This window comes from Novosphingobium colocasiae, from assembly GCF_014652555.1.
In the GTDB taxonomy this organism is placed as follows: domain Bacteria; phylum Pseudomonadota; class Alphaproteobacteria; order Sphingomonadales; family Sphingomonadaceae; genus Novosphingobium; species Novosphingobium colocasiae.
In genome coordinates, this window is record NZ_BMZA01000031.1 from 1 (window position 1) to 12,156 (window position 12,156).

Here is a 12,156-nt window from a genome sequence, read left to right on the forward strand (position 1 = left end):
GGGCCATGGCCGCCTGATGATCAACCGCCTCGCCACACACGGAAATCCTGACAGTCCCATGGCTGAATCGAAACCGCCGTCTCGCCAAGGACTTCGAGCAAACCATCGCGTCAGCAACCGCATGGCAAGGCTATGAAAATAAACCCGATAATTATGAATCAGGCTCTAACACCCTATCCAGAAATCCGACACCACCTCACATTTGAGTGAAACATGCGCTCAGACACAGTAGCCCCCGTCGACAAGAAGCGGCGCTCCGGTCACGAAAGACGACTGACCAGACAACAGCCACATGATTGCGTTGGCTACTTCTTGCACTTCTCCGAAGCGACCGATGTGGTGGCGCTGCCGTAAGCCGTCCAGGGCCTTATCGAAGACTGGATCGTGCATTAGCCGATCACGAACCATCGGCGTCATGATCAGACCCGGATTGACCGAGTTGATACGGATGCCGAACGCGCCGACCTCAGTCGCGACGGCCTTTGTAATCCCCTGCACGCCGTGCTTGGCTGCGACGTAGTCAACTGCGTTGATTTGTCCGCGCAGGCCTGCGCCCGACGACGTGTTGACAATGGCCCCGCCGTTCTTCTTCATCTCGCGAACTTCGTGCTTAACGCAAAAGAAGACGCCGGAGAGATCAACGTCGATTACGCGACGCCACTCTTCAGCAGAAAGCTCATGCACCGGCTTGTTGGACATTTCGATGCCAGCGTTGTTAACCGCGCCGTCCAGCTTGCCATATGTGGCAACCGCAAATGCCACCATGGCTTCGACGCTAGCCTCATCGGCCACATCGACCTTGACCGCTGTCGCAACACCTCCCTCTGCAGTGATCGCCTCGGCCGCCACGTGTGCACTGGCGGCGTCAAGATCGGCCACGATGACTTTCGCTCCGTTGCGAGCCAGAGTGTCGCAGGTCGCTCGACCTATTCCGGAACCACCACCAGTGACGATGATTACTTTGTCCTCAACCATAAAGCCCTCGACACCTTTCTATCCCGCAACCGCGCATCGCGGGCGAACTTTCGCTAAATTCCAAACCCGTCCCAGCCGGACAAATACTTAAAGAGCCGACCTTCAATTTAGGACTGCGCACCACCGCAGGACCGACCGTCCGTGAACGCTTAAAAAGCATCGGAACCATTCATGATGGGAGTAATACTCTAATTACTTCGGAATACCCAAAGCGTCACTCCAGGCGCAGTTTTGGAGATTTCCGGATTCAGGCTCTCCTGAGTTGCGTCATTCGGTGCGCCGCCGCCCGAAACAATGGCGACGTATTGATTATTGCCATGAGCAAATGTGATCGGGTTGCTGCTCAGTCGACGATCCAAGCGCGTTTGCCAGAGGACCTTGCCGTTCGAACTGTCCAAAGCGCGAAACCAGCGGTCCCGATCGCCGGCAAAGACCACGCCGCCGTCTGTCGCCAGCACGCCGCTTGATGCTGCGGCCCGCTGCTCTTGAACCCAAAGCGGCTTCAGCGATTGCATATCGATCGCCATCACCCCGCCCAACATGCCGTTACCTTGGACAGGCGGAGCCATAGCGTAGGAAATATCCAAGGTGCGGTCCCCATGAAACGCGTAATTCATGCACGATCGCGTGAACGGAACATAAAGAACACCTTGCGAACCATCGAACGACGTTGCCGGCCAATTTCTAACGCCACCGGCAAATGGGCATATGTGCTTGAAAACGCCGTCTTGAGGTTCTGCGGCGGGGTTTGTAGTCTTCTGACCTGTCTTTGGATCTATGGCCGTGACCAAGTCCTGCATACCCATGTCAAAGGACGCGACGTAGGCGCCGGTCTTCGCGTCGAGCACATCCAGAATACCGAGCTTCCCCACCGTACCGACAACCCGGCGAGGACCGTCTGCCGCCTTCATCGTGAAAGCATAGCGTTCAAAGGCCCAGTCGAAGTCCCAGACGTCCCGTTCCATATGCTGATAGAACCAGATGCGCTTTCCGGTATCCGGATCCAGCGCCAGGGTTGCGTTGGTATACAAGGCCCTGTTGCTTTCATCTGTCTTGGACTTTTTCAGCAACGGCGCGACATGGTAAGTCTGCCCAACTCCGAAATAGATCAGCCCTGTTTCTGAATCATAAGTAGGGGCCGACCAGATCGACCCGCCAAACCGCTCGGACGCAGGCGCACCACCCCAAGTATCGAAACCGGGATCCCCCTTTCGCGGCAGCGTATAAAAGCGCCACAGCTCCTTCCCGGTTTGGGCATCAAGGGCGACCAAAAAGCATCCACCGGTTTCCTGGGCGCCCGCACAGCCCGCCATGCCCTGGAAAATCTTACCCCTGGCGATGAGGGGGGGGGCCGATATGCGAAGCGTTATCTTCGGGGTTTCAATCAGATGATCCCAGATCACCTTGCCGGTATGAATATCAAGAGCGATCATGTGGTTATCGAGAGTAGGCACATAAAGCCTATCCTGATACATGGCCATCGACCTTGGCTGGCTGACGGGTGGGCCCAGCGGAACATTTTCGGCCGAACGGCTAAACGACCACAATTCATCGCCGTCCGCAACAGACAACGCCTTGACCGTGCCGTCACTGTTTATGAACATGACACCGTCGTGCACCAGGGGCGTGATGCCGTTCGTACCGCTCGGAAGCGCAAGGCTCCATGCCAGGGTCAGATTGCCGACATTGTCGCGATTGATTTGCTTCAATGGACTGGATGCCAAACCGTCCAAGGTCCGCCGGGAACCGAGCCAATCCTCGGCTGGCGGCGCTTGCAGCGACGCGTCGGTCACCGGGCTGATGGCGGAAAGTATATCTTTGCGTTGCTTGATACGACCGCGGTAAAAACCATCTTCGTTCAGGATAGCCGATCCAATTCCGCCTTCGGCACTTTCATCGGCTTTTGCTTGAATGGCCTTTTTTGAGTTTGAGACCGGACTTGGTACAGGGCTTGAGCCGACCGCTTTGACGGCTGCCTTTGGGATAATTCCGTTCTTGGTGCCTATCATGGCCGCCAACTGGTTAGCCTGTGCGGCGGATAGGCTTCCGGCATCCGAGGGCGGCATATTGGCCTTGATGTAGTTGGCTAGCGAGGCGAGGCCCTTGGCACTCCACTTGGCCTTGAAACCAGATCCCGACAACGGTGGGCCAAAGCCGCCTTCAAGCTTGGCACCATGGCATGCAGCGCATTTGGCGCTGTAGGCCGACGATCCAGCCGGGCCAGCAGCACCGACCTTCGCCGGCTTAGCGGCACCGGTGGCTGCGCTGATCGCGGCAGCTAGCGAAAAGGCCAAAATAACATGCTTTCTCATCGGCCTTCTCCCAGCCACATTCTTGAGTTCGAGCCACAAACGATTATGTGACATCGTCAAATAACAGGCGCGGACTGTCGCTCCTGAGCATAATTGATGAGCAGTTCTGAAGGCCCACTGATGATGGTATGCTGACTGTCGAGCGTCACCCAACGCGTCGCTGATACATCGATGAACTGCCGCTCATCTTCGAGCGTTTCAGTTTTCATGGCCGGCAACGCGAAATATGCATCACGGGTCTGCTCGTTTTCAAACCACCCCTCCGAAAAGCCATCGAAGCCTCCGGCGGCGCCGGCGGTAACGCCTTCCTGAAACGGATAGGTCTCATCTGGCGTAAGGTGATGCTGGACGTACCTCAGGAGCAGGCCATGTGCGTCCGTAATCCGCTTGATCAGCGGACCATGCACATCACGCCAATGCGTACGAAACTGTTCGATTGAAAGATCGGGACGGCGTCTATAAAATCCAAGCACGATCAGCATTCTGGGCATCCTCTTCCTGACTGACAATTTTCGGCAATCGAATTGGAATTTCTGTCATCTGATGGAACGAGTTGGCTCATAATAACTCGTAGATCTCGTAGGTTGGGCCGCCAGATGAGAACGCCCCCAAACCAAACGCCACAATATTATTCAGCCATACCAATTCATGATCGGCGGTTTCGAATTGCACGGCACTTCGGAAATACAATTCGTTCCCGGCGTCAGGTGGTGGAGGGAGCACCATATCAGCCGGCACAACCAGTCTGCCGGTGTAAGTCATGTAGACCAATGCGCCGGAATCAGTTTCCAGCAGCGCACGGACATCCATGTGCATCACCCCGTCGTGGCGTTTGACCACCCAATCGCCACCCCCTGGCAAAACCCGCCCTCGCATCCGGTCGCCAACAAACTCTCCGCCGGAAATGGCGCTTATCCGGCGCAGATAGCCGGCAGGAACGTCACCCAGCAGACGGGGCGTCGACGTGAACGCGATAGAAAATAGCGGGCGAAAATTCGGGCCCATGGATGCCTCTTATCTTGATAAACGCGCCTTGTTTGACGCCCATTCGGCCAAAACCCCGCCTGCGTCAGGAAAAATAGCGCTGACGAAGACGGCACCGGCCAGAAGAAGTCCGCACCGCCCCGAGTTAGACGAAGCGTTCACGGCACGCCCGGTGATTACCGCCGCCAACGCCGACTCTCCATTCAAAGCGCCACGGGTCGGATCAGATCGCGTCCATCCCAATCCTTTGCCGCATCCCTGGCCATGTCATAAAGCGATTGAATTCTCGGGCCACTGTACAATTCCACCATGTGGCCATGCAGATGGCGCGTATCGACCATTACCACTTCAAACCCCATCTGGATGCGTGACGCGACCTCGGCACCTTCGCGGCGATATTTTTCGACTTCCGCTTCGATGTCATCGACAATGAACGCGATATGCTGCAGCCCCCCCTTGCCGCTGCCGTACGGAAAGCTGTCATGACAGTACGACGGGGCGTCGTTGTTCTGAAAGAAGAACTCGACCATGATGTCGCCCCACTGACCGAAGATAACCGACTGATCGATTGTCGATGGCTGCCCGCGATGGACAAAATCGGTGATCAGGCCCGTTTCGGCGTGAAAGAATGGGCCGGAGCCGTACAGCCTATGGTGGCGAAGCACGTCCGCTTCCAGGTTCGGGGAATAGTACGCAATCTGCGCCACCGGATATGCCATCAGTCACTCTCCACTTTATGATTATTCTCAAACATCCAGTAATTGGAAATTCACATCTTCAAACCCACGGTTACACCGTACTCTGCGGGCCGACCGGCATATCGCACGACCGTATCGTAAGCCTGGATCGCCTGATTCCAGTAGTACTTGTTAAAAATGTTTTTACCCCAGACCGTAACGCTCCAGCGATCGTCCGCGCTGCTTATGCCCAGGTTGGCGTTGACGAGCGTCCGGGCGTTCAGTCGGTAAGTCGACGACGGGATGCCGAATGCCGCCGCGCCGGGCAACGAGAGCTGGCCCATCGAACTCGACTGACCACTGATGCCCACGCCGACATGGCCCACGAGTGAATCCGACAACGGCGCTTCGTAGTCGGCCCGGGCCGTGTAACTCAGTTTTGGCGAAAACGGCAGTCGCACGCCCGCGAACGACGCGAGAACCGGCTGCTGGAGTCCGCCAACGACCTGCGCGCCAACGACGCCCATGTACCTTTTCACCTTTGCGTCCAGGTATGTTGCAGAACCCGAAAATGTCAGGTTTTGCGTGGGTCGGGCTTGAAACTCGATTTCGGCACCCTTGATCTCGGACTTCGGCACGTTGACCAGCTTGTCGAGGCCGCCGAAGATCGGATCCACAAATTTGGCGCGCAGTTGCTTGTTGCGGTAATCGTAGTAGAAGGCACCTGCGCTGATCGACAGCCGCCTGTCGAGCAACTGCGCCTTTACGCCGCCTTCCAGGTCGAGCACGGATTCCTGCTTCACGCCCTCAAAGGCAGGAACAATCGCTCCCGATACGTGGGGGAAGCTGCCTGCCTTGTAGCCCTTCGACAGATTGAGGTAGAGCAGCAGGCTGTCGGACGGCTTGTAATCGACACCCAGGCTCCACGAGGTGCTGTTCTCGTTGAGACGACCGGGGACGGGACCCGTCTTCAGGTAAGTCGCCGGGTTGACTGGTGTGCCATCGGGATTGACGCGATTATCGATGACGATCGAGTCAAGTGGCCCCAGCAGCGGAACGACACGCGTACCATCCGGACGCGTTCCGTAGATGGCACCATAGATGACATTGAAGAAGTCCGTCAGAGAGAGGCCTGGCGCTCCGGTGAACGGATTGGTTGAAATCGGGAAGCGCGCGGAATCGCTCGTATCACCGACATATCGCCGCTTGGCCTTTGTCTGGCGAATACCCGCCTTGACTGTGATCGTATCGGCAAGATCCATCTCGATATTTCCGAATGCGGCATAGTTGCGCATCCGGTTCCGGCTCGAATAGGCGCTCGAAGTAAAGCCGTTCGCAATTGTCGATGACGAATCCGCTGAGTCCAGATCCGTCACCTGACGAACATTCGTCCGTTCATAATTAGCGCCCAGAACCCAACGGAATCCCGAGGAAGCGCCGTTGCTGAGCCGTACCTCCTGACTGAATGACTTGATCCGCCCATCGTCGCGTTGAATTTCCAGGCCGACAAGATCCGTACCGTCCTGGTCTTGAGCGGTCAGAAATTTCAGGTCCGCGTAACTGGTTATCGACGTAAGCGTAACGCTACCAAGATCAATGTCCGAGCGCAGTGACGCCTGCTTGAATTCATTGTCGGTTCGCGGACGATTCTGGTTCCCCCAGTCTGCCGCTCGGGGATTAGCCGGTGCGTTCGGATACTCGATCACGGGAAATGTCCCGACCGGGTTTTGCGGCGAGGAGAGAATCTTTTGCGCGGCCTGCGCGTCATCCTGATTACGCCAGCCGTTCAGGTTCAACGAAAACTTGACGTCCGGTGTCGCATCCCAATCCAGAATGAGGCGACCCGCGACGTTGTCCTGCTTGCCCAGCGTGTCATTGCGCGTGTAGCTTTTCTGCCATCCGTCACCGTTAACCGCTTTGACCGCGAGACGCGCGCGCAGCGTATCTGACAGAGGCCCGCTGACAAAGCCAGAGGCCTCGAATGTATTGAACCTGCCGTAGCTCAAATCGACACCGGCCTTGAATTCGTTCGTCGGTTTGGCAGCGATCATGTTGATCGCACCGCCCGTGGCGTTGTTTCCGAACAAGGTCCCTTGCGGCCCTTTCAGAACCTCAACCCGTTCGAGATCAAACGCGGTCAATGACGACATGATCGGCAACGGCAGCGGAACCTGGTCAAGGTAGAGACTTACGTCGGGATACGCTGCAAGCGATGACTCGAAAAACCCAACACCGCGAAGCGTATAAACTGGCGTCGACGTCGGCGTCGGAGCGAATGTAAGGCCGGGCGTCAAGCGGGCCAGATCCGAAACATTCGTGACCCGCTCCTTGAGCAAGGTATCACCGCTGATGGCCGCGACGGCCAGACCCACGCGGTTGAGATTTTGCTCGCGCTTGTTTGCCGTAACGATGATCTCGCCGACACCTGCAGAAGCTTCCTGATCTGCCGGTCTTGTTTGTGCGTGGCCGCAAAACGGCACCAGGAGACTGACACCTGCAGCGAGCACAAAGCGATTATTTTTCATAGCTTTCTCCCCCGTCCGACCTGCCCCGCCGCCTTATTGCGGTCACGCAGGGTGCGACGGTCTAACACCGCCTTCGATTCGGTAGAATGCTTTCTATGGAAAGCTTTCTACCGAATCAAGAGCCTTTTGGGGGAAGTTGTTCGCAGCCGGCGCAAGCCTACATATCTCGAAGCAGCCTTTCTCTGATGCTTTGATCGTCTATGATCAAAAGCCGCATGATAGCGGCCGTCCGCACCTGCTGCTCGAACTGCGAGTTATCCAATTCGCCTTGCACCCACTGATCCAACGCGCCTGCGAAAAACAGCATGTGATCCTGCGCGAAAGCTTCGAGCGGAATTTGCGGAGGAAGGAGTCCTGCGGCTGATATCGGCTCCAATCTGGTCAACCAGAATGCCAGCGATCGGGCCATAAAGGCGGGCCGATGGGTTTCATCCGCCACGCCGAGGAGGTATCCATATAAGGGGCGTAAGAAATCTGGATCACTGGTGAAAAAATTCGCGGCCATTTCCGACGCATCCAATGCAGCCGATATGGGATCTTTCAATTTCCTGGAATTACCTGATTTAAATATTATCCCATCCATCACTTCGTTTAGTAACGCATAAATAATAGTCGATTTCGTGCCAATCATATTATACAATGACGCCACGCTGGAATTAGATCTTCTCGCCAGTTCGCCCACCGAAAAAGAGACACTCCCTGTTTCGCGGATTAATGCCTCTGCGGCCACCAACATTTGCGCACGCATATCATCCCGAACCTGGGCTCGCCGCGCTGACTGCGCTCGTATCTTCATGGTAATCTGGTGCCTCCAATTTGATGCCAGAGTGCACCAGCGGATTTCCGCTTGCAAACCCAATGCGCGAATCGTAGAAATCTTTCTACGATAAGTGGCTGCCTTGCGCGGCCCACCGCTGAGCCAACCCGCCCGCGACAAGGCCGGACACGGCAAAGTTCAAAAACATGACGTTGGAGCAGGATGGCGATATGAAAACCGGGCTGATACTGGGCACTGGCAAATTCGAATTGCGAGAGGTCGATAACCCGGTCGTTCGCAAAGGAGGCGCAGTGGTGGCGATCTCGCTTTGCGGAATCTGCGGATCTGACATCGGCGCTTACAAGCACGGGGACGATTCCCCATTCGCGTATCCTCCCGCCGTTTGCGGGCATGAATGGTGCGGTGTGATCGAGGACCTGGATCCGGAGATCGATTATCTCGCCGTGGGTGACCGCGTCATCTTTTCCGCCCCTCCCCCGTGCGGCACCAACTGCACTGCGTGTCGGCAAGGCAAATATTCCGCATGCAGCAGCATTGTCGCCGCTTTCTTCGGCCAGGACGGATTTTCACCAAACTCGGGCGGGTTCGCCCCACGCCAATGCGTCGACGCTCGCCGCCTCATCCGGATGCCGGACGAGATCTCCGATATCGAGGGTGCCATGGCAGAGCCTGCATCTGTAGCATCGCACTGTGTTCGCCGCAGCGGATTGCTGACAGGCGACAGAGTGGCGGTGATAGGCGCCGGACCCATCGGGCTGTTTACACTGCAAGCGGCAGCAGCGTCGGGCGCGCAAGATATCCTCGTGATCGAACCTTCCGCCACGCGGCGGGAACTTGCACGGCAATTGGGGGCGACCCACGTCTGTGCCCCGGGCAGAGAGGCGACGGAATGTATCGGCGATATCACGCGCGGGCTGGGTGTTGATCAGGTCTTTGAATGTGCAGGCGTGGCCGCGACCTTGCAGGACGCAACGACTTACGTAAGGCAACGCGGGACCGTCAATCTGCTCGGCCTGAGTGGCGTCAAGGCAGCCATCGACACTGATTCATGGCTCGTAAAAGAGATCGCCATTCAAACGTCTCTTGGATTCGACAAGGCAGATATGGAGGCGGCACTCGTCAATATGACGAACGGGTCAATAAATACGAAATCCATGCTCACCGATACGATTCCCCTAGAAAACCTGGAAAGTACCATTAAAGAAATTTCGAATGGGCGGGATAGCGTGAAGATCCTGGTTGATCCTAGAGACATATCTTAGTGATCAATAAAGCCTGATTTGTGCAACGGATAAAGACAAGACGTCCGATTGCCTTTCTCGCATGGAGTGTACCCTGAGATCTGGCAGGGTGGCGCTACAGAAGGGAATGAAGGAAGATAGATGGATTTAGGCCTCAAAGACAAAGTGGCCGTCGTCACCGGCGGAAGCCGCGGCATTGGACGAGCTATAGCCCGCCGTTTCGCAGAGGAAGGTGCCAGAATTGCCATCTGCGCCCGAACCGCCCCAGACATCGACAAAGCCGTCGATGTGCTCAAGGCCGACGGTGCCGATGCGTGGGGGATGGCGGTGGATGTATCCGAACCCGCAGGCATCAGCACCTTCATCGCCAATGTAGTGCATCGCTTCGGCGGGATCGATGTTCTGGTGTCCAACGTCAGCGCGCTCAGCCTGGTAGATGATGAAAGCGCATGGCGCGCCATGTTCGAAATCGACCTGATCGGCACGGTTCGGCTGTTCGAGGCAGCCCAACCCTATCTGCGCGCCGCCGGCGCACGTTCCGGCGATGCCGCCTTCACGCTGATCTCCTCGATTGTGGCGGGCGAGCCTTACAAGCCAAGCCCCTACAGCGCGATCAAGGCCGCCCTGATTAACTATGCAAAAGGGGTGGCTCGCACCAACGCTCCGTACAAGACGCGATGCAATGTGATCTCCCCCGGAAACGTCTATTTCGAAGATGGGGTCTGGTCGCACATGAAGCGGGAAAACCCGGCAGTCTTTCAGGCTTGGCTCGACAAAAACCCGACCGGTCGCATGGGCTCGCCCGAAGAGATCGCATCCGCCGCGGTCTTTCTGAGCAGCCCGCGATCGGCATTCACGACCGGCGCGAACCTTGTCATCGATGGATGCCTGACTCAGCACGCGATGTTTTGACGCCTATTTGATCGGCGCGGGACTGCGCAATATACGCCGGGTAACAAAAGGGGGTACCAACCTTGCGCAACATGACCATGACGAGTGACACGTGGGAAACGTTGGCAGCGTCTATCCCGAGCGGTACCCCGCTGATATCCCTCAACCTCTTGCGGTTCCATGATCGGACGCGGTACCATGAGGGGAGCGGACATGCCCCCTGCAGCGGCCGCGAGGCCTATTACGAGCGCTATGCGAGCGTCACGGTACCGCTTGCTCTGGCGGGAGGTGCCAAGGTTTTGCTCAGCGGCACTGCGGCTGGCCACCCCATTTGTCCGTCGGACGAACAGTGGCACGATTTTCTGATGTTGGAGTATCCCGATATTGCGGTGTTGATGGCCATGGGAGCGGAACCTGCTTATCGCGATTGTATCGTCCACCGGGATGCGTCGCTCGCGGACTGGCGATTTTTCATCACGGTCCGGAATGAACATTTCAGATGACGCGCCGCGCTTAGCATTCACAACCGCCCGATTCTGTCTGATGGATGGCAGCGCCAGGAGCCGGTCGAGGATGTTTCACGGCATGGGAGAAAGAGCATGATAACTGCCCTGCATCACATCGGCATTTCCGTTGCCGACCTTGACTGCTCGATTGCATTCTACCGCGACCTGTTGGGGATGAAGCTCTCCTCGCAGCATCCGTTTGGCGGGGCGCGTTTTGAGCAGATATTTCGCCTTGAAGGGGCCAAGGGCCGTGCCGCGCACCTGCATGGCGGCGGAACTGAAGTAGAACTTTTCGAGTTCACGCATCCTCGCCCGCAGACCGCTGACCCGAAGCGCCCCGTCAACGCGCACGGCATTACCCACTTCTGCATCGAAGTCGCGGACCTGAGAGGTCTTCACCTGCGGATGAGCGAAGCCGGCGTCGATTTTCACTGTCCGCCGATCGATTTCGACATTTGCGAAGCCACATATTGTCGTGATCCGGATGGCAATGTCATCGAACTAATCGAGATGTATGAACTCCAAGACTGAAGCTGATGACTTTCGCGTGCTGACGTGCCCCCCTGATTGTTACCGGTCAGAGGCAGAGCAGTCGCGACATGGGTGAAATCCGACACCCACAGCATGTTCGGCGCTGGGCGTAGAACCTGCGGTTGACATGGTCGAGCGGGCACGGTGCCGCCTTGCCGCTGATGGTCGTGCGCACCGGCTTGCCTCGGATTACCCCCGCCAAGCCCATCTCGCGCATCAGCCGAGCGACCGTGCAGCGTGCGATCGGAAAACCCTCCCGCATCATCTGCCGCCAGACCTTGCGGACGCCATAGACCGCGAAGTTCTCGGCGAACACGCGCGCGATCTCGGGCTTGAGGGCCAAATCCTGCCGCGCCCGCGCCGACAGGCGCGCCGGATCCCGCCGCCGCGCGATATGCTCATGATAGGTGGATGGGCGATCGGCAGGACGCGGCAGATCGGCTCGACCCCATAGGCATCGCGGTGATCGTCGATGAATGCGAGCATCGCTTGAACGGGCGGTCGAGCTCCGCCTGGGCAAAATAAGCCGACGCCTTGCGCAGTATCTCGTTGGCCTGCCGCAGCTCGCGAACCTCTCGTTCGAGCGCCTTCACCTTGTCGGCAACCTCGGTCGGGACACCCGCCCGCTTGCCGCTGTCGACCTAAGCCGTCTTCACCCACTCATGCAGGGTTGGCGGCTAGGGGTTGTGGGGATTTAGGATTCCCATTTTGTCGGAGATGTGATTCACGCTCTGGA

At 57.3% G+C, this 12,156-nt stretch carries 11 protein-coding genes, 1 pseudogene and 1 other annotated feature; of the genes and pseudogenes, 4 read left to right on the top strand and 8 right to left on the bottom strand.

Annotated elements, in window-relative coordinates; all coding sequences use genetic code 11:
• Positions 1–219: 219 nt before the first annotated feature.
• The 7 genes from IE122_RS17445 to IE122_RS17475 form a co-directional block, all read right to left on the bottom strand.
• On the bottom strand, positions 220–975 hold the full coding sequence (locus IE122_RS17445) for an SDR family NAD(P)-dependent oxidoreductase (RefSeq protein ID WP_189622521.1): 756 nt from the start codon (positions 973–975) through the stop codon (positions 220–222).
• Between the two features lie 188 nt (positions 976–1,163).
• On the bottom strand, positions 1,164–3,287 hold the full coding sequence (locus IE122_RS17450; RefSeq protein ID WP_189622522.1) for an outer membrane protein assembly factor BamB family protein: 2,124 nt from the start codon (positions 3,285–3,287) through the stop codon (positions 1,164–1,166).
• A gap of 56 nt (positions 3,288–3,343) precedes the next feature.
• Entirely contained in the window at positions 3,344–3,769 is a 426-nt protein-coding gene (locus IE122_RS17455) for an EthD domain-containing protein (protein WP_189622523.1), read from the bottom strand.
• Positions 3,770–3,845: 76 nt separating this feature from the next.
• A complete protein-coding gene (locus tag IE122_RS17460; RefSeq protein ID WP_189622524.1) occupies positions 3,846–4,292 on the bottom strand; it encodes a DUF3237 domain-containing protein in 447 nt (148 codons plus the stop codon).
• Between the two features lie 182 nt (positions 4,293–4,474).
• Positions 4,475–4,990: a VOC family protein gene (locus IE122_RS17465; RefSeq protein ID WP_189622525.1), complete on the bottom strand. Its 516-nt coding sequence runs from the start codon at positions 4,988–4,990 to the stop codon at positions 4,475–4,477.
• A 50-nt stretch (positions 4,991–5,040) separates the two neighbouring features.
• Positions 5,041–7,473: a TonB-dependent receptor gene (locus IE122_RS17470; protein ID WP_189622526.1), complete on the bottom strand. Its 2,433-nt coding sequence runs from the start codon at positions 7,471–7,473 to the stop codon at positions 5,041–5,043.
• 157 nt (positions 7,474–7,630) lie between these two features.
• Complete coding sequence (locus tag IE122_RS17475; RefSeq protein ID WP_229814363.1) at positions 7,631–8,209, bottom strand: TetR/AcrR family transcriptional regulator; 579 nt, start codon at positions 8,207–8,209, stop codon at positions 7,631–7,633.
• Between the two features lie 251 nt (positions 8,210–8,460).
• Between IE122_RS17475 and IE122_RS17480 the strand changes: the two genes are divergently transcribed.
• The 4 genes from IE122_RS17480 (at position 8,461) to IE122_RS17495 (ending at position 11,420) form a co-directional block, all read left to right on the top strand.
• Positions 8,461–9,513 (top strand): zinc-dependent alcohol dehydrogenase, encoded by a 1,053-nt coding sequence (locus IE122_RS17480; RefSeq protein WP_189622528.1) that lies wholly within the window; start codon positions 8,461–8,463, stop codon positions 9,511–9,513.
• A 120-nt stretch (positions 9,514–9,633) separates the two neighbouring features.
• Entirely contained in the window at positions 9,634–10,404 is a 771-nt protein-coding gene (locus tag IE122_RS17485; protein ID WP_189622529.1) for an SDR family NAD(P)-dependent oxidoreductase, read from the top strand.
• 62 nt (positions 10,405–10,466) lie between these two features.
• The gene (locus IE122_RS17490; RefSeq protein ID WP_189622530.1) at positions 10,467–10,886 is read left to right on the top strand and encodes a DUF1330 domain-containing protein; all 420 of its coding nucleotides are present in this window, start codon (positions 10,467–10,469) and stop codon (positions 10,884–10,886) included.
• A 96-nt stretch (positions 10,887–10,982) separates the two neighbouring features.
• On the top strand, positions 10,983–11,420 hold the full coding sequence (locus tag IE122_RS17495) for a VOC family protein (RefSeq protein WP_189622531.1): 438 nt from the start codon (positions 10,983–10,985) through the stop codon (positions 11,418–11,420).
• 59 nt (positions 11,421–11,479) lie between these two features.
• On the opposite strand, the pseudogene IE122_RS17500 reads toward IE122_RS17495, so the two are convergent.
• A pseudogene (locus IE122_RS17500) lies at positions 11,480–12,088 on the bottom strand (IS3 family transposase); the annotation flags it as partial.
• Positions 11,833–11,948, bottom strand: a sequence feature (AL1L pseudoknot). (Overlaps the previous pseudogene by 116 nt.)
• Positions 12,089–12,156: the final 68 nt, after the last annotated feature.

Coding starts and splice junctions, on each gene's coding strand:
- IE122_RS17445 (WP_189622521.1), bottom strand. CDS start 975: ATGGTTGAGGACAAAGTAATCATCGTCACTGGTGGTGGTTCCGGAATA.
- IE122_RS17450 (WP_189622522.1), bottom strand. CDS start 3,287: ATGAGAAAGCATGTTATTTTGGCCTTTTCGCTAGCTGCCGCGATCAGC.
- IE122_RS17455 (WP_189622523.1), bottom strand. CDS start 3,769: ATGCTGATCGTGCTTGGATTTTATAGACGCCGTCCCGATCTTTCAATC.
- IE122_RS17460 (WP_189622524.1), bottom strand. CDS start 4,292: ATGGGCCCGAATTTTCGCCCGCTATTTTCTATCGCGTTCACGTCGACG.
- IE122_RS17465 (WP_189622525.1), bottom strand. CDS start 4,990: ATGGCATATCCGGTGGCGCAGATTGCGTACTATTCCCCGAACCTGGAA.
- IE122_RS17470 (WP_189622526.1), bottom strand. CDS start 7,473: ATGAAAAATAATCGCTTTGTGCTCGCTGCAGGTGTCAGTCTCCTGGTG.
- IE122_RS17475 (WP_229814363.1), bottom strand. CDS start 8,209: ATGTTGGTGGCCGCAGAGGCATTAATCCGCGAAACAGGGAGTGTCTCT.
- IE122_RS17480 (WP_189622528.1), top strand. CDS start 8,461: ATGAAAACCGGGCTGATACTGGGCACTGGCAAATTCGAATTGCGAGAG.
- IE122_RS17485 (WP_189622529.1), top strand. CDS start 9,634: ATGGATTTAGGCCTCAAAGACAAAGTGGCCGTCGTCACCGGCGGAAGC.
- IE122_RS17495 (WP_189622531.1), top strand. CDS start 10,983: ATGATAACTGCCCTGCATCACATCGGCATTTCCGTTGCCGACCTTGAC.